This is a genomic window from Nonomuraea sp. NPDC049607, assembly GCF_040675375.1.
In the GTDB taxonomy this organism is placed as follows: Bacteria; Actinomycetota; Actinomycetes; order Streptosporangiales; family Streptosporangiaceae; genus Nonomuraea.
Window position 1 is genome coordinate 48,937 of sequence record NZ_JBFAOV010000003.1, and the last position, 21,127, is coordinate 70,063.

The window sequence follows — 21,127 nt, forward strand, 5'->3', positions numbered from 1 at the left end:
CATGGAGGTATGAGCACAGACAACAACCCGCCGGCGTCCGGCTCCCGTGTGCCCTGGGAAGAGGTCCACCCGCTGGTGCGCGAGGCGGTCGAGGGCTTCCTCGGCGACCAGGTCGTGGAGGCCGTCACCCAGGAGGGCGGCTTCTCCCCGGCGGCCGCCGTGCGCCTGCGGACGAGCGACGGACGGCGCGTGTTCGTCAAGGCCGTCGGCCCCGAGCCCAACCCCGACAGCGTGCGCATCTACCGCTCCGAGCTCAGGAACGCCGCCGCGCTGCCCGAGTCCGTCCCCGCGCCGAAACTGCTGACGGCGTTCGAGCTGGAGGGCTGGGTGGCGCTGGTCTTCGAGGACGTCGAGGCCGTGCACCCCGCGATGCCCTGGCGGCGCGACGAGCTCGACCGGGTGCTCACGGCCGTGAAGGAGATGGCCGCCGCGCTCACCCCGTCGCCGATCGAGGCGCCCGCGATCGGGGAGGTCATGGACAAGTCCTTCCGAGGCTGGCGCACCCTCCTCGCCGAGGACGCCGCCGACGACGCCGCCGACGACGCCGCCGGGCTCGACCCGTGGGCGGCGCGCCACCTGGCCGAGCTGGCCGAGCTGGAGTCCGGCTGGGCGACGGCGGCGGCCGGCGACACTCTGGTCCACGCCGACGTGCGGGCCGACAACGTCTTGCTCACGCCCGACCGCGTCTACGTGGTCGACTGGCCGTGGGCCTGCCTGGCCGCGCCCTGGTACGACCAGGTGGCCATGCTGCCGTCGGTCGGCATGCAGGGCGGTCCCGCCCCGCACGAGCTGTTCGACGACCCCGACCCGGCGGTCACCGCGGTCATCGCGGCCATCACCGGCTACTTCGTCCGGCAGGGCCGGCAGCCGGATCCGCCGGGGCTGCCCACGCTCAGGGCGTTCCAGCGGGCGCAGGGAGTGGTCGCCCTCGACTGGCTGAAACGGCGTACCGGCTGGGTGTGACCCGTCCGGCGGGTAGGCTAAACAGTCGTGCTGGTCCTGGCCTTTGATACCGCGACGCCCGCCGTCACCGCCGCCCTCCACGACGGTGAGCGGGTGCTCGCCGAGTCCACGACGATCGACGCCCGCCGCCACGGCGAGCTGCTCGTCCCCACCATCGAACGCGTGCTGACCGAGTCGGGCGCCGCCCTGCGTGACGTGACGGCCATCGTCGCGGGCAGCGGCCCCGGGCCCTACACGGGCCTGCGCGTCGGTCTGATGACCGCGCAGGGGCTCGCGACGACGCTCGCCGTCCCCGCGTACGGCATCTGCACCCTCGACGCGGTCGCCTACGGCAGCGGGCTCGGCGAGCCGTTCCTGGCCGCCACCGACGCCCGGCGCAAGGAGGTGTTCTGGGCGCGCTACCAGGACATGCGCACCCGGATCGACGGCCCGTTCGTCGACCGGCCCGCCGACGTGCCCGTCGAGGGCCTGCCGGTGGTGGGCGCCGGCGCCGCGCTCTACCCCGACGTCCTGGGCGGCCATGACGCCCCGCCCTACCCCTACGCGGGGGCGCTGGCCGCGCTGGCCGCCGAACGGCTGGCCGCGGGCGTGCCGCTCGACCCGCCGCGGCCCATCTACCTGCGCAGGCCCGACGCCGTGGTGCCGGGCGCGCCCAAGAGGGTGACGGCGTGAGACTCCGGCCGATGACCGAGGCCGACCTGCCGGCGGTCATGGCGATCGAGCGGGCCATGTTCCCGCTCGACGCGTGGAGCGAGGGCATGATGCGCGGCGAGCTGGCCGACATGCCGCGTTCGCGCCACTACCTGGTGGCCCTGGCCGATGATGACGAGATCGTCGCCTACAGCGGCATCGCGGTCGCGGCCGACCAGGCCGACGTGCAGACCATCGCCGTGCTGGAGAAGCACCAGGGCACCGGCATCGGCAGCGCGATGCTGACCGAGCTGCTGGCCGAGGCGCGGCGCAGGGGAGCGCGCGAGATCTTCCTGGAGGTGCGCGCCGACAACCCGCGCGCCCAGGCCGTCTACCGGCATTTCGAGTTCGAGGAGATCGGCACCCGCCGCCGCTACTACGACGACGGCACCGACGCGATCATGATGAGAAGGAAGCTGGATGGCTGACGCACCCCTGGTCCTGGGCATCGAGACGTCGTGCGACGAGACCGGCATCGGCATCGTCAGAGGCCACACGCTCCTCGCCAACACCATCGCCTCCAGCATGGACGAGCACGCCAGGTACGGCGGCGTGGTGCCCGAGGTCGCCTCCCGCGCGCACCTGGAGGCCATGACGCCGACCGTTGAGGCGGCGCTGGCCGAGGCCGGGCTCAAGTTCTCCGACATCGACGCCATCGCCGTCACCGCCGGGCCGGGCCTGGCCGGTGCGCTGCTGGTGGGCGTGGCCGCCGCCAAGTCGTACGCGCTGGGCCTGGGCGTCCCGCTCTACGGCGTCAACCACCTGGCCGCCCACGTGGCCGTCGACCAGCTCGAACACGGCCCGCTGCCCAAGCCGTGCATCGCCATGCTGGTCTCGGGCGGTCACTCCTCGCTGCTGCTGGTGCCAGACGTGGCCGAAGACGTCATCTCGCTCGGCTCGACCGTCGACGACGCGGCCGGCGAGGCGTTCGACAAGGTGGCCCGGGTGCTCGGGCTGCCCTTCCCCGGCGGCCCGCACATCGACAGGGCCGCCCGCGAGGGCTCGGGCACCGCCGTGACCTTCCCGCGAGGCAAGATCGACGACGGCACGCTCGACTTCTCCTTCTCCGGGCTCAAGACCGCCGTCGCCCGCTGGGTGGAGGCGCGCGAGGCGTCCGGGCAGTCGATCCACGTGCCCGACGTGGCCGCGTCCTTCCAGGAGGCGGTGGTCGACGTGCTGACCCGCAAGGCGTTGCAGGCGTGCAAGAAGTACGACGTGCACGACCTGCTGATCGGCGGCGGCGTGGCGGCCAACTCGCGGCTGCGGGCGCTGGCCCAGGAGCGCTGCGACGCGGCGGGCGTGCGGCTGCGGGTGCCCCGGCCGGGGCTGTGCACCGACAACGGGGCCATGGTCGCCGCTCTGGGGTCCGACCTGGTGGCGGCGGGGGTCACGCCCTCGACCCTGGAGATCCCGGCGGACTCGTCGCTGCCGATCACGACGGTCCACGTCTGAGCCCTGGCGGGCCGGGAAGGCCGGCGGTGCGGCGCGGGTGTGCCACACCGCCGGGGCGGCCTCAGTCTTTCGTCCTGGTGGGCCGGAGCAGGGCCTCGGCCAGCACCAGCATGGTCTCCTCCAGCGCGGCCAGCCGCTTGGTGAGGTCGTCGGTGGCGGGCTGCACGATGCCGCTGACCGTCTCGCTCAGCTCGTCGCGGTCGGGCCTGGAACGCACCAGCTCGGTCAGCGTGTCGGCGGCGGCCGACAGGCGGTCGGCCTGCGCGCCGGCCTGCGACTGGATCAGCTCGCCGACTCGCTCGGGGATGGCCAGGGCGGCCGGTAGCTGGCTGACCTGCTGGTTCATGGCCTGGATGCGGTCGTCGACCGACTCCAGGTGCTCGCCGGCCTGATCGGCGCGGGCGGCCAGGCCGTTGAGGTGGGTGTCGAGGCCGTTGAACCGGCTGTCGAGGCCGCTGAACTGCCCGTCGAGGGTGTCGAAGCGGGTGATGAGGTGCTCCTCGGCCTCGACCAGCCGCTCGTCGATCGACTCCATCTGGTTGTCGAGCTTGTTGAAGCGGCCCTCGCTGCGGACGGCGGTCTCGGTGAGGCGCTGGTCGGTGCCCGAGGCGCGCTCGTCGAGCGAGCCCAGGCGGCCGTCGAGGGCGTCGAAGCGGTCGTCGTGGCGGACCAGGTGGCCGTCGATGGTGCCCAGGCGCTTGCCGAGGCCGCCGAGCTGGCCGTCGACCGAGGTGAGGCGCTTGTCGACGCCGCTGATGCGGCCGTCGACGCCGTCGAGCCTGGTGTCGATGTCGGCCAGGCACTCGTCGGCCGACTCCAGCCGCCCGTCGAACCCGGTGAGCCGGGTGTCCAGCCCCAGGAGCCGGCCCTCGACCCGGTCGAGCCGGGAGTCGACGCCGTCGAGCCGCCCGCTGAGCCGCAGCTCGCTCTCCCCGAGCTGGACGGCGAGGTGTCGGTCGGCCTCGTCGAGGCGGGCGGTGAGCCGCTGCTCGACGTCGGACAGCCGGCCCGTGAGCCGCTGGTCGGCCTCGTCGAGCTGGGCGGCCAGGCGCTCGTCGGCGCGGTCGAGCCGCTCGTTCAGGCGGTGGGTCAGGCGCTCGTCGGTCTCGTCGAGCCGGCCCGCCAGGCGCTTGTCGGCCTCGTCGAGGCGGGCGGCGATGTGCAGGTCGGTGTCGTCGAGCCGGCCGGTCAGCCGCTGCTCGGCCGCGTCGATCTTGACCGCCACCTGCTGCGACGTGGCCGCGACGCTCTCGGCCAGCTCGCCGACCACGCCCTCGACCCGTTCGGTACGGCCCGACAGGTCGGCCACCGACTTGTCGAGCCGGGTGAAGCGGCTGGCCGCCGCCTCCATGCTGGAGTTGAGCTGCGTCAGCTTGGCGGCGAAGTCGGTCATGCCCTGCGTGATGCCGTCGGTGGTGTCGAGCACCGTCTGCAGGCGTTTGAGCGCCTCGTCGACGGCCTCGCCCACGGTGCCCAGATCCGCCCACAGGCTCGGCAGCTCGGCCACCGGCGCGACCCGGGCGTCGACATGGCCGATCTTCTCCCCGACGGCGTCGACGTGGTCGCGCACGGCCTCGACGTGCTGGGCCAGGCCCTCCGCCCACATCGGCGGCTTGGCGGTGATGTCGTCGAGCCGCCCGCTGACCGATTCGAGGGTGCCGCTCAGACCGCCGAGCTCGCGTTCGCGCACCTCGCGCAGCAGCCACTCCATGCCTTCCAGCCGCTGGCGGATCTCGTCGAGCACGGCTCCCTGGGTGCGCTGCTCATAGACATGGTCCTGGGCGGCGCGCGCAAGGAGGTCTCGCATCCTCTCGGAGATGGCGGACTGGCCGCCTGCCTGCAGAAGGGTGGTGTGGTTGGAATGGTCCACCGAAAGGCTCCTTCGCTCGCCGACGGTCTGCCGCGCAGCGGTGGGATAGGTCCGGTTTGCAGATGAAAAGGCGAGTACGCGGGTTACCGCATAAGGGGGAGAACTCCCGCCCGTCCACCTTAGCCTTTCGATCAAGGTCCGGCAGGGCCACAGTGAAAGATCGTATTTAGCGGAAGAATGACCGCTTTGGTTTGTTCAGGCAGGTGAGATGGGGTTGCAGATGATAACCGAAGGCTTATCGAGAATGCGGGTCAGGATAATGAGCACCGAGTTCTCGCCGGAAAGTCGGAGATCGGTTCGCAGGCGTTCGATGTCGACCGCAGACGCACGTTTCTTGATGGTGACATTGCCGATCCGGCGTTCGCGCAGGGCCGCGCGGAGCTTTTTCAGCGAGAACGGCATGACCTCGTCCACCTCGTATCCGGCGGCCCAGGGGGTGTGTCTCGGCTCGTCGGCGGTGATGTAGGCGATCATGGGGTCGGCCAGGCGTCCGTCGATCATTTCGGCCACCTCGCCCACGAGGTGGGCCCGGATCGCGGCGCCGTCGGGCTCGTAGACGTAGCGGCCCATGGGGCCGACGGGGGCCTGCACGCCGGTGGCGGTCAGGGTGTGCCCGCCGGGGAGGAGGGTGGCGCGGCGGACGAGGTCGGTGCCGTCGGCCGGACCGTCCTCTGGGCCGGTCCAGAGGGTGGCCTCCTTGACCTCGCCCTTCCAGGAGACCCATTCGGCCTCGGCGCCGTCGGGGATGAACTCGTACGGGATGCCGGGGGCGACCTTCAGGCAGGCCCGCGGGGCCCGCGCGACCAGGTCGAGCACGACCGGCCAGGGCGGCGAGTAGGCCATCGGGTCGAACGTCCGGCCCTTGCCGCTGCGGCGGGCCGGGTCGGCGAACAGCGCGTCGTACTCCTCGGGCCGGACCTGCGCCGCGTCGCCCGCGCGCACCCGCACCCGGTCGGCCAGCCCGAGCGCGTCGGCGTTGGCCGTGGCCACGGCGACGGTCAGCGGGTCGAGGTCGACGGCGTCGACCTCGCAGCCGGCGCGGGCGAGCGCCAGGAGGTCGCCGCCGATCCCGCAGCAGGCGTCGATCACCCGGGCGCCGCCCATACGGCGGGCGCGGTGGTCGGCGACCTCCCGGCGGGTGGACTGTTCCAGGCCGTGCGGGGTGAAGTACATGACCGCGGCGTCCGCGCCGAACTTCGCCCTGGCGCGCTCGCGCAGCGCCGCCTGCGTGAGCGCGGCGGAGGTGAGCGCCGCGTCGTAGGTGCGGCGCAGCCTGGTCGCCGCCGCCACCGGATCGGTCCCGGTCAGCTCGGCGGCCTCGGCGAGCGCCCGCTGCCCGTGCGGGGTCAGCAGTTCGCCGAAGGCGTCGAGATCCATGTACGCACTCCGCTCTCGGGGTCGCTCACAACTCGGGACGGCTCACAGGGTGGTGTCGCCCAGGGACACCAGGAGCGTGCGCAGCAGCCCGGCCAGGGCTCCGCGCTCCTCCTCCGACAGCCCGGCGAGCAGCCGCTCCTCGTTGGCGGCGTGCCGGACGAGCATCTCGTCGGCGACCCTCCTGCCCTCGTCGGTGAGGGCGACCAGCGTCATGCGGCGGTTGTGCGGCGCGGGCCAGCGGTGGACGAGGCCGCGCCGGACCAGGTGGTCCATCCGGTTGGTGAGCGCGCCGGGGCTGACCATGGCGGAGGAGGACAGGTCCTTCATGCACATGGCGTCGGCGCCGCTGCGCAGCAGCGTGGCCAGCATGTCGAACTCCCACGCCTCCAGGCCGTGCTCGGCGAAGAAGTCCTTCACGCCGCGCTCCAGCAGGCGCGAGGCCCGTGAGACCCGGCCGATCACGCCCATCGGGGACACGTCGACGTCGGGCCGTGTCCGTGCCCACTGTCCGAGTATCGCGTCGACCGCGTCATCCACGGGGATCACCTTACCAAAGCTTCGACGTTGAAATGTTCGGGGTCGTGCGATAGTGTCCACGACGTCGAAATGTTCAACATGGAAATGTTCGAGGTAGGTTCATCATGAAGGTGCTGGTGCTGGGCGCGACAGGTTACATCGGCGGCGCTGTGGTCGAGCGGCTGGCCGATCAGGGGCACGAGGTGGCCGTCCTGGTGCGGCCCGCCGCCGACGGGTCCAGGCGGGTGCCGGGCGTGGCGGACGAGCGCTACGGGGACCTGGCCGACACCGCCGCGCTGGCCGCCGCGATCACCCCGGACATCGACGCGATCGTGGTCGCCGCCCAGCTCGGCGGCGACAAGGAGGCCGACCTCGCCTCGATCGGCGTGCTCGTCGCGTCGGGCCGGAAGGTCGTCTTCACCAGCGGCGTGTGGGTGCTGGGAGCCACCGCCGAGGGGCACGAGGACAGCCCGGCCGACCCGATTCCGCTCGTGGCGTACCGGCACGAGATCGAGCGGCTGGTCACCGACGGCGGCGGCTCGGTGATCCGGCCCGCCGTCGTCCACGGGCGCGGCGGGGGCATCCCCGCCCTGATGCGCGCGCAGGCCGCCGAGCGCGGCGCCGGCGTGTACGTCACCGCCGGCGGCGAGCCGCACACCTGGACGTTCGTGCACGTCGACGACCTGGCCGACCTCGTCGTCGCCGTCCTGGAGAGGGGCGGCGCCCGCGTCTACCACGGCATCAGCGAGGAGGCCGTGTCCGTCGCCGACGTGGCCGAGGCGGCGGCCCGGTCCGCGGGCGTCAAGCCGCAGGCCGAGCCCTGGCCGGTGGCCGAGGCGGCCCAGGTGCTGGGGGAAGGCTTCGCCGAGGCCCTGGCGCTCGGCCAGCGCGTCAGCGCGACACGCACGCGCGCCGAGCTCGGCTGGAACCCCTCCCGGCCCGGTGTCGTCGCCGATCTGGTGGAGGGCTCCTACGTCTGATCGCTCTGAGCAGACGCGTTCGTGTTGACTGTCAAGGCCCTCTTGCATATGTTTCCTGTTGGCACTCTCACCTTGAGAGTGCCAACGTGCGACGAGGCAGGTCTGACACCCGCGACGGCAGGCCCCGCTGGTCGCCTCTTCTAGATCATTCAAATCTGAAGGGGAGGTCCGATCGTGACGACCGCCACCAAGGTTCCCGTTAAGCCGCTCGGCGACCGCATTGTGGTTCAGCCGCTTGAGGCAGAGCAGACCACCGCTTCCGGTCTGGTCATCCCGGACACCGCCAAGGAGAAGCCGCAGGAGGGCAAGGTCCTCGCGGTGGGCCCCGGCAACTGGGATGAGGACGGCGACAAGCGCATTCCGCTCGACGTCTCCGAGGGCGACGTCGTCCTCTACAGCAAGTACGGCGGCACCGAGGTCAAGTACGGCGGCGAGGAGTACCTCGTGCTCTCCGCCCGCGACGTTCTCGCGATCATCGAGAAGTAGGCCGGTTGTGTCGAGCCCCGGGCGCTCTTGAGGGCCCGGGGCTTTCGACGCCAGGAGAGGACTTTCAGCATGGCGAAGATCCTGCAGTTCGACGAGGACGCCCGCCGCGCGCTTGAGCGCGGTGTCAACGCCCTCGCGGACGCCGTGAAGGTAACCCTCGGCCCGCGTGGCCGTAACGTCGTCATCGACAAGAAGTTCGGTGCGCCGACGATCACGAACGACGGTGTGACCATCGCTCGTGAGATCGAGCTGGAGGAGCGCTACGAGAACCTCGGCGCCCAGCTCGCCAAGGAAGTAGCCACCAAGACCAACGACATCGCGGGCGACGGCACCACCACCGCCACCGTGCTGGCCCAGGCCATGGTCCGCGAGGGCCTGCGCAACGTGGCCGCCGGCGCCTCGCCGCTGTCGCTCAAGCGTGGCATCGACAAGGCCGCCAAGGAGATCAGCGACCGGCTGCTGGCCAGCGCTCGCGAGGTGGGCGACAAGAAGGAGATCGCCAACGTCGCCACCATCTCCGCCCAGGACGCCAAGATCGGCGAGCTGATCGCCGAGGCGTTCGACAAGGTGGGCAAGGACGGTGTCCTCACCGTCGAAGAGTCCAACGCCATGGGCATGGAGCTCGAGTTCACCGAGGGCATGCAGTTCGACAAGGGCTACCTGTCGGCCTACATGGTGACCGACCCCGAGCGCATGGAGTCCGTCCTGGAGGACGCGTACATCCTGCTCACCCAGGGCAAGATCTCCTCCATCGCCGACTTCCTGCCGCTGCTGGAGAAGGTCGCCCAGACCAAGAAGCCGCTGCTCGTGGTCGCCGAGGACGTCGAGGGCGAGGCCCTGGCCGTCCTGGTCACCAACAAGATCCGCGGCACCTTCACCTCCGTGGCCGTCAAGGCCCCGGGCTTCGGTGACCGCCGCAAGGCGATGCTCCAGGACATGGCCATCCTCACCGGCGGCCAGGTCGTCAGCGAGGAGGTCGGCCTCAAGCTCGAGCACGTCGGCCTCGAGGTGCTCGGCACGGCCCGCCGCGTCGTCGTCACCAAGGACGCCACGACCATCGTCGACGGCGCCGGTGACCAGCAGGCGATCGAGGACCGCGTCAAGGAGATCAAGATTGCCATCGAGCAGTCCGACTCCGACTGGGACCGCGAGAAGCTGCAGGAGCGCCTGGCCAAGCTCGCCGGCGGTGTGTGCGTGCTGCGCGTCGGCGCCGCCACCGAGGTGGAGCTGAAGGAGAAGAAGCACCGTCTCGAGGACGCGATCTCCGCGACCCGCGCCGCGATCGAGGAGGGCATCGTCTCCGGCGGTGGCTCGGCCCTCATCCACGTGGGCAAGGAGCTCGACGACCTCGGCCTGACGGGCGACGAGGCCACCGGTGTCGGCGTCGTGCGCCGCGCGCTGGTCGAGCCGGCCCGCTGGATCGCCGAGAACGCCGGCCTCGAGGGCTACGTGGTGACCCACAAGGTCGCCGAGCTGCCCGCCGGCCAGGGCCTCAACGCCGCCACCGGCGAGTACGTCGACCTGGTCGCCCAGGGCGTCATCGACCCCGTCAAGGTGACGCGGTCCGCGGTGCAGAACGCGGCTTCGATCGCGGGCATGCTCCTGACGACCGAGGCGCTCGTGGTGGACAAGCCCGAGGACGAGGCTCCGGCCGCCGGCCAGGGCCACGGCCACGGCCACGGTCACTGACCCGCCTGGTTCCCCCGCGCCTGTACGGCCCGCACCGGTTCCCTCCGGTGCGGGCCGTCGGCGTTCCCGGCCCCCTCTGATTCCTCCGAACGCGGGCCGTCGGCTTCCCGGCCGTTCCGGCTGCTCCGGACGTGGGTCGTCACGCGGGTTGTCGGCCTCAGATGCGGTCCTGGCGCGCGCCGAGCCCTCTGGTGCGGGGTGCCGGCCCTTCCAGCCTGTCGCGGTCCTTCCGATGTGGCTGTCGGTGGCTTCCGGGCGCGCCCCGAGGGGTGGGAGGCGTTCGGGTGGGGCCGGAAATACGGTTGGGGCTCCTGGTGGCTGAGGGCATGCGGTGAGAAAAAGTGAGGGAAGAGGTGGATTATGGGAGTAAACCGGGAGTGGAGGTTAAGCGTCGGGGCCTGGCAATTGTCGTGCATTTCGGGTTATCAGGTGAAATATTATGTCAGCTCTTAAGGCTTAGTGTGGTCATTCGATTACTGGTAGTTATCGCCGCTTCAATGTGACCAATCCGTAGCCGTTCGCCATGGGGACAGGCCGGATCAGTGCGGGCATCATGCCTATCGTGAGCGAGGGAAGCGTCGCCGACGCCAAAATTGGGGTAAGGCTCGCGTCGAGACTTCCGGCACGAACGGATGACTCCGACCTAAGGGAACTGACGAGCCTCGCCGTGCAGGGAGATCGCAGTGCGATCGAATCTCTGCTCGGGGAGTTGCGTCCCATGGTGGTGCGGTATTGCCGCGCCAGGCTGGGCAGGGTTTCAGGGCAATATCACATTGCCGATGACGTAGCCCAGGAGGTGTGCATCGCGGTGTTGTCCGCGTTGCCGCGATACCGGGACATGGGGCGCCCTTTCGCGTCCTTCGTGTTCGGGATCGCCTCGCACAAGGTGGCCGACGCGCTGCGCAGCTCGGTGCGCTCGGCCGTGCCCACCCAGGACCTGCCTGACGGGCCCGACGACGGCCCGGGGCCCGAGGAGACGGTGGTCCGCTACATCGAGGTCGAGCACGCGCGCAGACTGCTGGCCAGGCTGCCCGACAACCAGCGGGAGTTGCTGCTGTTGCGGGTGGTGTCGGGGCTGTCCGCCGAGGAGACCGGTAATGTACTCGGTATGTCACCAGGTGCGGTCCGCGTAGCCCAGCATCGGGCGCTGGCCAGGTTGCGGCAGATGGCCGAGCTGGAGTCGGCTTGACGCCGGAGGACGACGAGCTCCATGCGCTCCTCGAGGCCGACGACCTGCGTAAGACCGACGAGCTGCTCGACGCGGTCGCACAGGGCCGGGCGCGTGACTCGTCCGACCCTGCGGTGCGGTTGCTGGGCGCGCTACTGGACGATGTCTCGGAAGTCGATCAGCGGCGCTCCTCCGTGTCGATGACGCCGTCGACGTAGCCTCGGGCGTACTCCCAGCTGACGTAGTCGGCGGGGTCGGGGTGGAAGGCCGGCTCGTGCACCTGCGGCTGGCCTTTCTCGATCATCTGGCGAAGGTTGCCGCGCAGCAGCTCCCAGTCGAAGAAGTGCTGCTCGCCGCACTCGGGGCAGTCGAGCACCAGGCCCAGCACCCCCTGCGGTTCGAGCAGGGAGCGAAAGACCTCGACGTCTGCCAGGTCGGTGATGGCCTCGTCGCGCTCGGCCGCGGTGAGTGGCTCGGCGTCGTCGAGAGCGCCCATCGCCGAGGACGGGTCGTTCGGGTCGTCCGCGAACGGGTCGCGGGGGACGTCTTCCAGCACCTTCCCACCATATGACCGAAGCGGCCCCGGCGGAGAGTATTAGCTGAGCCATCCCCGTCTGGCGGCCTCCACGCCGGCGTGGAAGCGCGACTGCGCGCCCAGCTCGGCCATGGCGTCGGCGAACCTCGCGCGTACGGTCCGGACCGAGACGCCGAGCTGGCGGGCGATGGAGTCGTCGCACACGCCCTGCGCGGCCAGGCGCAGCACCTGGACCATCCCGTCGCCCCTGCGCCCCCAGGGCAGGGGCACGGCGCGGCCCCACAGCTCGTGGAACAGCGAGCGCAGCACGCCGACGACGATCGGCGTGCGCACCAGGTAGAAGTTGTAGGCGTGGTCGGGCAGGTTGCCGCCCCAGAGCGCGGGCAGGCCGGCGACCTCGGGCCCGGCCGTCATGAACCAGCTCGGCACCCGGTCGAGTGTGCGCACCTTGCCGCCGGTGTCGAGCAGGCGGGTGAGCTGCTCGCGTACGCCCGGCAGGCTCAGCGTGGAGACCGGGATGATCACCTGGACGGTAAGAAGCTGCCGTTTCTGCGCATCAATCCATGGGTCCGCAAATTTACGAACAAAATCTGCCATTGTGCGCTCGTCGGGGATTGCGGTCAACAACTCCATCGGCGGCGATTGCACGGCTATGCCGACGACGCTCTCGTAGAGCACGTCCGCGCCGTTCACCATCTCCACCGGAAATGTTCCGCTCTGATAATCGCGACCGGCATCGTAGTCGTGGATCAGCCCGCGGATCGAGCCGAGCGCGGAATCGATCCTGCGGCTCTCCTCGGCCAGCCGGTCGAGCCGCTCGGCGATGACCCGGCCGAGCGCCGCCGCCGGGTGCCTGGCCAGGTACTCGCCGGACTGCTCGTCGACCACCCCCAGCTTGACCAGGTCGTCGAGTTGGCGTCCGACCTTCTCGACGGGGCCGTCCATGGCCTGGGCGAGGTCGGTGCGCGTGGCTCTGTGCAGGCGCAGCAACGCCGTGTACAGGGCGGTCTGCGCCGGGTCGAGGCCCAGCGTCTCGAAGGGCTCTGCAACACGCCGAGGCTGGTTTCGCATTATGGGCGGCTCCGTCGGGGGGACACGGGCGTGCCGCGAGGATAACCCCCTGCCGCGTGCGTGTCCGGACCTTGCCCGGAATCATCGGCGGAACGTGCAACTTCGTGCAATTGCACGTTTTCACATTGCGCCGTGCCGCTGAGTGACGCAGGCTTTACCTAGCGTCGGCACCCTGAAGCGGGGCCTTGCGGCAGCCGCCATCAGGACGCGGAGGGGGGTTCGGTGGCGTGAACGCGCCGCGGGGCCTGGGTGCCGGTGGCCGGGGTATGGGACGGATCACCGACCGTCCCATCCCCCGGCACTTTTGACGTTCCGGACGGCGAAGCCGGGAGGACGACGGACCATGGGGGTCGTCGTACTCCCGGCTTCATTGCGTTTTGGAGGCAGGCCCTAGACTTAGGTCAATCAGCGCAGAGGTCAGGAGGGGGCCGAGGCATGTCCAAGTTCACCGAGATGGGTTTGACCTTCGACGACGTGCTGCTGGTGCCCGGCTACTCCGATCTCCAGCCAGGTGAGGCAGACACGGGGTCCCGCCTGTCACGGGACATCACGTTGTCCATCCCGCTCGTCAGCGCGGCCATGGACACCGTGACCGAGGCCCGCATGGCGGTCGCCATGGCGCGCCAGGGCGGCATCGGCATCCTTCACCGCAACCTGTCGGTCGAGGAGCAGGCCCAGCAGGTCGATCTGGTCAAGCGGTCCGAGGCCGGCATGGTGACCAACCCGGTCACCTGCAGCCCCGACGACACGCTGGCCGACGTCGAACGGTTGTGCGCGACGTACCGGATCTCCGGGGTGCCGGTGACGGACGTGGCGGGCACGCTGGTCGGCATCGTGACCAACCGCGACATGCGTTTCGAGAGCGACCAGACCCGCCCCGTGCGCGAGGTCATGACCAAGATGCCGCTGGTCACCGCGCCGGTCGGGGTGTCGCGTGACGAGGCGTTCGCGCTGCTGCGGCAGAACAAGATCGAGAAGCTGCCCCTGGTCGACCCCGACGGCAGGCTGCGCGGCCTGATCACGGTCAAGGACTTCACCAAGAGCGAGCAGTACCCGCTGTCCACCAAGGACGCCGACGGCCGCCTGCTGGTCGGCGCGGCCGTGGGCGTGGGCGGCGACGCCGAGCTGCGGGCCAAGGCGCTGATCGAGGCCGGCGTCGACGTCGTCGTCGTCGACGTGGCCCACGGCCACTCCAAGGGGCTGGCCGACATGATCGCCAAGCTCAAGGCCAACAGCAAGGTCCAGGTCATCGGCGGCAACATCGCGACCAGGGCGGGCGCCCAGATGCTGGTCGACGCGGGCGCCGACGCGGTCAAGGTCGGCGTCGGCCCGGGCTCGATCTGTACTACCCGCGTGGTGGCCGGGGTGGGCGCGCCGCAGGTGACGGCCATCCACGAGGCGTCCAAGGCGTGCGGTCCCGCCGGGGTGCCGGTGATCGGCGACGGCGGCCTCCAGTACTCCGGCGACATCGTCAAGGCCATCGCGGCCGGCGCCGACACGGTCATGCTGGGCTCGCTGCTGGCCGGCTGCGAGGAGTCGCCGGGCGAGCTGATCTTCATCAACGGCAAGCAGTTCAAGTCGTACCGGGGCATGGGGTCGCTCGGCGCGGTGCGCAACCGCGAGCGCGGCGGCACCTCCTTCAGCAAGGACCGCTACGCGCAGGCCGACGTCGGCGGCGAGGACAAGTACATCCCCGAGGGCATCGAGGGGCAGGTGCCCTACCGCGGGCCGGTCGCGGCCGTCGCCCACCAGCTCATCGGCGGGCTGCGCCAGGGCATGTGGTACGCCGGCTGCCGCACGATCACGCAGATGCACACCGACTGCGAGCTCATGCCGATCACGGCAGCGGGCCTCAAGGAGAGCCACCCCCACGACATCCAGATGACCGTGGAAGCTCCGAACTATCACAGAAGGTAAGTTCATGACTCAGCAGGTGGAGATCGGCCGGGGCAAGACCGGGCGGAGGGCGTACGCGCTCGACGAGATCGGGCTCGTGCCCTCGCGACGCACCCGTGACCCGGAAGAGGTGTCGATCGCCTGGCAGATCGACGCCTACCGGTTCGAGCTGCCCGTCGTCGTCGCCCCCATGGACAGCGTGGTCTCGCCCGCCACCGCGATCGAGATCGGCCGGCTCGGCGGCCTGGCCCCGCTCGACCTCGAAGGGCTCTGGACGCGTTACGAGGACCCGTCCCCGCTGCTGGAGGAGTGCGCCGCCCTCGATGCCGCGGCCGCGACCCGCCGGCTCCAGGAGATCTACGACGCGCCGATCAAGGAAGAGCTGATCGGGCGCCGCATCGAGGAGATCCGGGCGTCCGGGGTGACGACGGCCGTCCGCCTGTCGCCGCAGCGCACGGTCCAGTACCACAAGGCCGTGATCGACGCCGGGGTGGACATCTTCGTCATCCGCGGCACCACCGTCTCGGCCGAGCACGTCTCGGGCCGCGCCGAGCCGCTCAACCTCAAGCAGTTCATCTACGAGCTCGACGTGCCGGTCATCGTGGGCGGCTGCGCCACGTACACCGCGGCGCTGCACCTGATGCGCACCGGCGCGGCGGGCGTGCTGGTCGGCTTCGGCGGCGGCGCCTCGCACACCACCCGCAACGTGCTGGGCGTGGCCGTGCCGATGGCCACCGCGATCTCCGACGTGGCCGCGGCCCGCCGCGACTACATGGACGAGTCCGGCGGCCGGTACGTCCACGTGATCGCCGACGGCGGCATGGGCACCTCGGGCGACATCGCCAAGGCCATCGCGTGCGGGGCCGACGCCGTCATGGTGGGCTCGCCGCTGGCCAGGGCGTCCGAGGCCCCCGGGCACGGCTTCCACTGGGGCTCCGAGGCCCACCACCCCGACCTGCCGCGCGGCCGCCGCGTGGAGTTCGGCCAGGTCGGGACGCTGGAGCAGATCCTCCACGGCCCCTCCAGCGTGGCCGACGGCTCGATGAACCTGATGGGCGCGCTCAAGCGCACGATGGCCTCCACCGGCTACTCCGACATCAAGGAGTTCCAGCGGGTCGAGGTCGTGGTCGCGCCGATCCAGCGCTGACCGACGTCCGCGACGGCTCCCGGGGGTTGCGACCTCCGGGAGCCGAGTGTTTTCCGGCGGGCGCCGTGTCGATTCCGGGGGCCGCCGTTCGTTCAGGACATGCACAGGGACGGCCCGTCACGGCGAGGTGGTTGCAGGATGTCCGACCGGGACGATCAGGTGGAACGCGCCTTCCGGGAGGAGTACGGCCGGGCGGTGGCCGTGCTCGTCCGCGCGTTCGGCGACATCGACGTCGCCGAGGAGGCGGTGCAGGAGGCGTTCGCGGTGGCGGCGCGGCAGTGGCCGCAGGCGGGCCCGCCGCCGAGCCCCGCCGGCTGGATCATCACGACCGCCAGGAACCGGGCCGTCGACCGGTTGCGCAGGGAGTCCGGCCGCCACGACAGGCACGTGCAGGCGGCGCTGCTGCACGCCCGGGACGAGCCCGCCGAGGAGGGGCCCGTGCGGGACGACCGGCTCCGGCTGATCTTCACCTGCTGCCATCCGGCGCTCGCCCCGCACGCGCGGGTGGCGCTCACGTTGCGGCTGCTCGGCGGGCTGACCACGGACGAGATCGCGCACGCGTTCCTGGTGCCGGCGGCGACCATGGCCCAGCGGCTGGTCAGGGCCAAGAACAAGATCCGGCAGGCGGGGATCCCGTACCGGGTGCCGGCGGCGGCGGATCTGCCGGACCGGCTGCGCGCGGTGCTGGCGGTCGTCTATCTGATCTTCAACGAGGGGTACACGGCCAGTTCGGGCGAGCGGCTGGTCCGGGAGGACCTGTGCGCGGAGGCCGTCCGGCTCGGGCGGCTGCTCGCCGAGCTGATGCCGGACGAGCCCGAGGTGTGGGGCCTGCTGGCGCTGATGTTGCTGATCGAGGCGCGCAGGCCGGCGCGGACCGCGGGCGGGGAGCTGGTGCCGCTGGCCGAGCAGGACCGCGCGCTCTGGGACCGCGCGCTGGTCGAGGAGGGGCAGGACATCGTGCGGCGCTGCCTGGGGTGGGGGCGGCCGGGGCCGTACCAGGTGCAGGCCGCGATCAACGCCGTGCACGGCGACGCGCCGAGCGTGGGGGAGACCGACTGGGGGCAGATCGTCCAGCTTTATGACCTGCTGCTGACGTTCACGCCGGGGCCGGTCGTGGCGTTGCACCGCGCGGTGGCGGTGGCCGAGGTGGACGGGCCCGAGGCGGGGCTGACGCTGGTCGAGGGGCTGGAGGTGACAGGCTATTACCTGTTCCACGCCGTACGGGCCGACCTGCTGCGACGGCTGGGACGCGACGGGGAGGCGGCGCGGGCGTACGGCGAGGCGATCGCCTGCGCGGGCAACGAGGTCGAGCGGGAGTTCCTGCGCCGCAGACGCGCGACGTTGAGGGGGACGTGAAGGTGGACCGGGTGTGTGTGGTCACAGGGGCCAATCGGGGGATCGGGCTGGAGGTGGTCAAGCAGCTCGCGGCGGCCGGCGACACCGTCGTGCTGACCGCCAGGGACGAGCGCAAGGCCCGCGACGCCGCGGCGGGCATCCCCGGCGACGTGCTGGCGCGCCGGCTCGACGTCGCCGACGAGCGGTCGGCGGCAGGGCTGGCGCGGGAGCTGGAGTCGACTCATGGGCGGGTCGACGTGCTGGTCAACAACGCCGCCATCCATTACGACACCTGGCAGCGGGCCTGCGACGCGGACCTGGGCGTGGTGTCGGAGGCGCTGGAGACGAACCTGCTGGGCGCCTGGCGGGTCACCCTCGCACTGCTGCCGCTGTTGCGCGCCGGCGCGCACGGGCGGATCGTCAACGTCTCCAGCGAGGTCGGCTCGCTGGCCTCGATGGGGGGTGGCACGCCCGCGTACACGGTGTCGAAGACGGCGCTGAACGCGCTGACGAAGATGCTCGCGGCCGAGCTGCGCGGCGACGGCATCCTGGTCAACGCCGTCTGCCCGGGCTGGGTGGCGACCGACATGGGCGGCCCGGGCGGGCGGCCGGTCGCCGAGGGCGCGCGGAGCGTGTTGTGGGCGGCGGATCTGTCCGACGGCGGGCCGACCGGTGGGTTCTTCCGCGACGGGGTGCCGCTGCCGTGGTGATCAGCGGGTGTAGGTCATGAGGACCACACCGCCCTCGAACTGTCGGGTGCCGGTCAGGGTGAACGTGGTCGGCCGGAACGCCCCGTCGAACGCGGAGACGCCCGCTCCGGCCACCACCGGGTAGGACTTGATGATCAGCTCGTCGATCTCGGGCAGCAGGGCCGCGGCCAGCTTGCCGCCGCCGCAGAGCCAGATGTCGAGGCCGTCCTCCTGCTTCAGGCGGCGCACCAGGGCGAGCGGGTCGCTCTCGACCAGCTCGACGGCCGGGTCGTCGATCTTGCCGATCGTGCTGGACACGACGTACTGGCGCAGGTGGGCGTACGGGCTGGTGATGCCGACGTCTAGCGCCGGCTGGTAGGTGCCGCGGCCCATCACGAGGGTGTCGAAGCGCTGGTTGGGCGCGTCGAGGCCGATCTGGGCCCTGATGTGCGTCGGCACGGCCTCGGGGACCTCGCCGTTGATGTAGCCCATCAGGGCCTCGCTTACGGGATAGAAGTCCACCTCGTGACCGGGGCCGGCGATGTAACCGTCGATGGAGACGCCGACGTAGTAGACAAGCTTGCGCATACGCAACTCCGTTTGAAGTACTATGAGTGAAGTGGTCATACCGTAGTACTACAGATGGAGTGGTGTCAACGTGGTCCGACAGAACCTGGCCAGGCGGGCGGCGCTCGTCGACGCCGCGATCGAGGTGCTGGCCGCCGAGGGCGCCCGCGGCCTGACCTTCCGCGCGGTCGACGCGCAGGCCGGGGTGCCGACGGGCACGGCCTCCAACTACTTCGCCAGCCGGGACGAGCTCTTCACCCAGGCCGGCGGCCGGATCTACGAGCGGCTACAGCCGGACGCGCAGACCATCGCCGAGAGCCTGTCCGGCCCCCGCGACCGGGAGCGCGTGGTGCGGCTCATGATCGAGCTGGTCGACCGGATCTCGGCGTTCACGCCGGGCTACCTGGCGCTGCTGGAGCTGCGGCTGGAGGCCACCAGGCGGCCGGAGCTGCGGGCCGTGCTGACCGAGCGCATCCGCGCCGACGTCGAGGCCAACGTCGGCTACCACCTGGAGTCGGGGCTGCCCGGCGACGCCACCAGCGTGGAGCTGCTCTACCTGGCGATGAACTGGCTGGTGGTCGAACGGCTCACGCTGCCCGACGTGTTCGGCGAGGACAAGATCCGCGAGCTCGTACGGCAGGCGGTCGAGCGTATCCTGCCGTAGCATGGCCGATCTTGTGCACACCCATCTCCTCGACTTCGACGGAGACGTCGTCACCAAGCGCTACATCGACGGCAAGCCGGGCGCGGCCGAGCGCGAGTGGCGGGCGCTCACCCTGCTGGCCGAGCACGCGCCGGGCCTGTCTCCGCGGCCGATCGCCTTCGAGGCCGGCGTCGTGCGCATGACCAGGATCGACGGCGAGCCGCTGCGCGGCCTGGCCGCCGAGGAGTCGCCCCTGGCCGCCATGGCCGCGGCGCTCACCGAGCTGTACGGGGCCGTCCCGTCGGGCGTGCTCCAGGCCGTCCCGGTACGTCCGTGGCAGATCGAGGCGGTCAGCGACTGGGTCAGGGAACGGGCGGCCGCCTGGCGGCCCCGCGACCCGCTGGCCGACCGCGCGGTCGAGGAGGGCGTGCGCTGGCTGGAGGCCTGGCGTCCCGGTGAGGCGGGGGTGCGGCCGGCGTTCGGGGCGGGTGACGGCAACCTGGCGAACTTCCTGTGGGACGGCGTCCGCGTGCGCATCGTCGACTTCGAGGACTCCGGCCGCAGCGACCTGGCCCACGAGCTGGCCGAGCTGTCCGAGCACGTCTCGATGTGGGTGGACGGCGAGGTGGAGATCGCCCGCCGGTTCGAGCTGAGCGGGCCGGAGGAACGCCGGCTGCGCGACTGCCGCAAGCTGCAGAGCCTGGTCTGGCTGTTCCTGCTCTCGCACGACAGCCCGCGCAATCCCCCCGGCACCTTCGCTCGTCAGGTCGACAGGGTGCTGCGATCATTGGGCGCATGAGACTGGCGCAGGAGGCCGACAGGGCCGCCGTCGAACAACTCGTCCACGACGCCTACCAGCCCTGGGCCGAGATCATCGGCACGCGGCCGCTGCCCATGGAGGCCGACTACCCGGCCCTCATCGCCGCGGGCCGGGTGCACGTCACCGACGGCCTCGAAGGGCTCGTCGTGCTCATCCCCGAGGAGGGCGCGCTGCTGGTCGACAACGTCGCGGTCCGGCCCGACCTGCACGGCAGGGGCATCGGCCGCGGCCTGCTGGCTTACGCCGAGCAGGAGGCCGCCCGGCTCGGCCTGCCCGCCCTGCGCCTCTACACCAACGTCAAGATGGCCTCGAACATCGCGCTGTACACCTCGCTCGGCTACGTCGAGACCGGCCGGGTCGATCTCGAAGGCCGCTCGGCCGTGCGGATGCGCAAGGAGCTCAGCCGGTGAGCACGCCCAGCAGGTGACTCACCTCGCGGGCCACGGCGTCGCGGCCCGCGTTGAGGTATTTGCGGGAGTCGACCACCCGCTCGTCGTGGGCCAGGTAGTCGCGTACGGCCCGGGTGAACGCCTTGTTCAGGTGGGTGGCAATATTGATCTTCTTCATGCCGTTGCGGACGGCCTCGCGCAGCACGTCGTCGGGCACGCCGGACGAGCCGTGCAGCACCAGCGGCACCGGCACCGCCGCCCGCAGCTCGGCGATGAGCTCCAGGTCGAGCACGGCGTCCTTGGTGGTCATGGCGTGCGAGGTGCCGACGGCCACGGCGAGCGCGTCGACGCCGGTCCTGGCGACGTAGTCGACCGCCTCGTGGGGTTTGGTGCGGGCGCCGGGCGCGTGCACGCCGTCCTTGCCGCCGACCTCGCCGAGCTCGGCCTCCACCCAGACGCCGCGCTCGTGGCACCAGGCCGCGACCTCGGCCGTGGCGGCCACGTTCTCCTCGTCGGGCAGGGCGGAGGCGTCGTACATGACCGAGCCGAGGCCCAGCGACACCGCCTCCTCCACCAGCGCGCGGTCGGTGGCGTGGTCGAGGTGGACCGCGACCGGCACCTCCGCGCGGCGCGCGACGGCCAGCGCGGCCAGCGCGACGGGCTCCAGAGCGCCGTGGTAGCGCACGCAGTTCTCGCTGATCTGCAGCACGACCGGCAGGCCGAGCGCCTCCGCGCCGGCCACGATGGCGGTGGCGTGCTCCAGCTGGATCACGTTGAACGCGCCCACCCCAGCGGGGGACTGCCGGACGATGTCGCCGATTCCGGCGAGGGCCATGACGAGCTC

23 protein-coding genes are annotated in these 21,127 nt (G+C 71.3%); 16 read left to right on the forward strand and 7 right to left on the reverse strand.

All coding sequences use genetic code 11. The features are described 5' to 3' along the window. Window positions 1-9 precede the first annotated feature (9 nt). The 4 genes from AB0J97_RS07520 to tsaD are packed head-to-tail and all read left to right on the forward strand — an operon-like array spanning window position 10 to window position 3,105. Window positions 10-963 (forward strand): aminoglycoside phosphotransferase family protein, encoded by a 954-nt coding sequence (locus AB0J97_RS07520; RefSeq protein WP_364085818.1) that lies wholly within the window; start codon window positions 10-12, stop codon window positions 961-963. Between the two features lie 27 nt (window positions 964-990). Continuing rightward, the gene (gene tsaB, locus AB0J97_RS07525) at window positions 991-1,635 is read left to right on the forward strand and encodes a tRNA (adenosine(37)-N6)-threonylcarbamoyltransferase complex dimerization subunit type 1 TsaB (protein WP_364085822.1); all 645 of its coding nucleotides are present in this window, start codon (window positions 991-993) and stop codon (window positions 1,633-1,635) included. 11 nt (window positions 1,636-1,646) lie between these two features. Next, window positions 1,647-2,081, forward strand: coding sequence for a ribosomal protein S18-alanine N-acetyltransferase (gene rimI, locus AB0J97_RS07530; protein WP_364086655.1), 435 nt, complete (start codon window positions 1,647-1,649; stop codon window positions 2,079-2,081). Further along, the gene (gene tsaD, locus AB0J97_RS07535; protein WP_352318676.1) at window positions 2,074-3,105 is read left to right on the forward strand and encodes a tRNA (adenosine(37)-N6)-threonylcarbamoyltransferase complex transferase subunit TsaD; all 1,032 of its coding nucleotides are present in this window, start codon (window positions 2,074-2,076) and stop codon (window positions 3,103-3,105) included. Before rimI ends, tsaD begins: the two co-directional genes overlap by 8 nt. A 61-nt stretch (window positions 3,106-3,166) precedes the next feature. On the opposite strand, the gene AB0J97_RS07540 is transcribed toward tsaD, so the two are convergent. The 3 genes from AB0J97_RS07540 to AB0J97_RS07550 form a co-directional block, all read right to left on the reverse strand. Next, window positions 3,167-4,975: a hypothetical protein gene (locus tag AB0J97_RS07540; RefSeq protein WP_357705880.1), complete on the reverse strand. Its 1,809-nt coding sequence runs from the start codon at window positions 4,973-4,975 to the stop codon at window positions 3,167-3,169. Window positions 4,976-5,170: 195 nt separating this feature from the next. Beyond that, window positions 5,171-6,352 carry a class I SAM-dependent methyltransferase gene (locus tag AB0J97_RS07545; RefSeq protein ID WP_364085826.1) on the reverse strand — a complete coding sequence of 394 codons (1,182 nt, stop codon included), beginning with the start codon at window positions 6,350-6,352 and terminating at the stop codon, window positions 5,171-5,173. A gap of 42 nt (window positions 6,353-6,394) precedes the next feature. Then, window positions 6,395-6,889, reverse strand: coding sequence for a MarR family transcriptional regulator (locus AB0J97_RS07550; protein WP_364085830.1), 495 nt, complete (start codon window positions 6,887-6,889; stop codon window positions 6,395-6,397). A 104-nt stretch (window positions 6,890-6,993) separates the two neighbouring features. On the opposite strand from AB0J97_RS07550, the gene AB0J97_RS07555 reads away from it, so the two are divergent. The 5 genes from AB0J97_RS07555 to AB0J97_RS07575 all read left to right on the forward strand — a co-directional run bounded on the left by AB0J97_RS07555 (window position 6,994) and on the right by AB0J97_RS07575 (window position 11,409). After that, window positions 6,994-7,848: an NAD-dependent epimerase/dehydratase family protein gene (locus AB0J97_RS07555; RefSeq protein ID WP_364085836.1), complete on the forward strand. Its 855-nt coding sequence runs from the start codon at window positions 6,994-6,996 to the stop codon at window positions 7,846-7,848. Between the two features lie 171 nt (window positions 7,849-8,019). Then, complete coding sequence (gene groES / locus AB0J97_RS07560; RefSeq protein WP_226899011.1) at window positions 8,020-8,334, forward strand: co-chaperone GroES; 315 nt, start codon at window positions 8,020-8,022, stop codon at window positions 8,332-8,334. A 69-nt stretch (window positions 8,335-8,403) separates the two neighbouring features. Next, window positions 8,404-10,023 (forward strand): chaperonin GroEL, encoded by a 1,620-nt coding sequence (gene groL / locus AB0J97_RS07565; RefSeq protein WP_364085840.1) that lies wholly within the window; start codon window positions 8,404-8,406, stop codon window positions 10,021-10,023. A 553-nt stretch (window positions 10,024-10,576) separates the two neighbouring features. After that, window positions 10,577-11,212 carry a sigma-70 family RNA polymerase sigma factor gene (locus AB0J97_RS07570; RefSeq protein ID WP_090930520.1) on the forward strand — a complete coding sequence of 212 codons (636 nt, stop codon included), beginning with the start codon at window positions 10,577-10,579 and terminating at the stop codon, window positions 11,210-11,212. Then, window positions 11,209-11,409: a hypothetical protein gene (locus tag AB0J97_RS07575; RefSeq protein WP_357705875.1), complete on the forward strand. Its 201-nt coding sequence runs from the start codon at window positions 11,209-11,211 to the stop codon at window positions 11,407-11,409. Before AB0J97_RS07570 ends, AB0J97_RS07575 begins: the two co-directional genes overlap by 4 nt. Here AB0J97_RS07575 and AB0J97_RS07580 read toward each other — a convergent pair. Beyond that, entirely contained in the window at window positions 11,370-11,747 is a 378-nt protein-coding gene (locus AB0J97_RS07580; protein WP_090930411.1) for a DUF5319 domain-containing protein, read from the reverse strand. The two genes, AB0J97_RS07575 and AB0J97_RS07580, sit on opposite strands and share 40 nt — an antisense overlap. A 39-nt stretch (window positions 11,748-11,786) precedes the next feature. After that, window positions 11,787-12,797 carry a LuxR C-terminal-related transcriptional regulator gene (locus AB0J97_RS07585; protein ID WP_357705874.1) on the reverse strand — a complete coding sequence of 337 codons (1,011 nt, stop codon included), beginning with the start codon at window positions 12,795-12,797 and terminating at the stop codon, window positions 11,787-11,789. A 435-nt stretch (window positions 12,798-13,232) separates the two neighbouring features. On the opposite strand from AB0J97_RS07585, the gene guaB reads away from it, so the two are divergent. From guaB to AB0J97_RS07605, 4 genes are all read left to right on the forward strand, one after another. Then, entirely contained in the window at window positions 13,233-14,714 is a 1,482-nt protein-coding gene (gene guaB / locus AB0J97_RS07590; RefSeq protein ID WP_357705873.1) for an IMP dehydrogenase, read from the forward strand. A 4-nt stretch (window positions 14,715-14,718) separates the two neighbouring features. After that, a complete protein-coding gene (locus tag AB0J97_RS07595; RefSeq protein ID WP_357705872.1) occupies window positions 14,719-15,840 on the forward strand; it encodes a GuaB3 family IMP dehydrogenase-related protein in 1,122 nt (373 codons plus the stop codon). Between the two features lie 138 nt (window positions 15,841-15,978). Next, window positions 15,979-17,196: an RNA polymerase sigma factor gene (locus tag AB0J97_RS07600; RefSeq protein WP_364085855.1), complete on the forward strand. Its 1,218-nt coding sequence runs from the start codon at window positions 15,979-15,981 to the stop codon at window positions 17,194-17,196. An 11-nt stretch (window positions 17,197-17,207) separates the two neighbouring features. Further along, entirely contained in the window at window positions 17,208-17,885 is a 678-nt protein-coding gene (locus AB0J97_RS07605) for an SDR family NAD(P)-dependent oxidoreductase (RefSeq protein WP_364085858.1), read from the forward strand. On the opposite strand, the gene AB0J97_RS07610 is transcribed toward AB0J97_RS07605, so the two are convergent. Continuing rightward, window positions 17,886-18,452, reverse strand: a complete 567-nt coding sequence (locus AB0J97_RS07610) for a dihydrofolate reductase family protein (protein ID WP_364085862.1) — start codon at window positions 18,450-18,452, stop codon at window positions 17,886-17,888. Window positions 18,453-18,522: 70 nt separating this feature from the next. On the opposite strand from AB0J97_RS07610, the gene AB0J97_RS07615 reads away from it, so the two are divergent. From AB0J97_RS07615 to AB0J97_RS07625, 3 genes are read left to right on the forward strand one after another with little or no spacing between them, the layout of a single operon-like run. Next, window positions 18,523-19,095, forward strand: a complete 573-nt coding sequence (locus AB0J97_RS07615) for a TetR family transcriptional regulator (RefSeq protein WP_364085866.1) — start codon at window positions 18,523-18,525, stop codon at window positions 19,093-19,095. Between the two features lies 1 nt (window position 19,096). Then, a complete protein-coding gene (locus AB0J97_RS07620; protein WP_364085869.1) occupies window positions 19,097-19,873 on the forward strand; it encodes an aminoglycoside phosphotransferase family protein in 777 nt (258 codons plus the stop codon). Then, window positions 19,870-20,304: a GNAT family N-acetyltransferase gene (locus tag AB0J97_RS07625; protein WP_357705866.1), complete on the forward strand. Its 435-nt coding sequence runs from the start codon at window positions 19,870-19,872 to the stop codon at window positions 20,302-20,304. Before AB0J97_RS07620 ends, AB0J97_RS07625 begins: the two co-directional genes overlap by 4 nt. Here the strand turns inward: AB0J97_RS07625 and AB0J97_RS07630 are convergent. Next, window positions 20,294-21,118 carry a class II fructose-bisphosphate aldolase gene (locus AB0J97_RS07630; RefSeq protein ID WP_364085873.1) on the reverse strand — a complete coding sequence of 275 codons (825 nt, stop codon included), beginning with the start codon at window positions 21,116-21,118 and terminating at the stop codon, window positions 20,294-20,296. The genes AB0J97_RS07625 and AB0J97_RS07630 overlap by 11 nt on opposite strands. Window positions 21,119-21,127 lie beyond the last annotated feature (9 nt).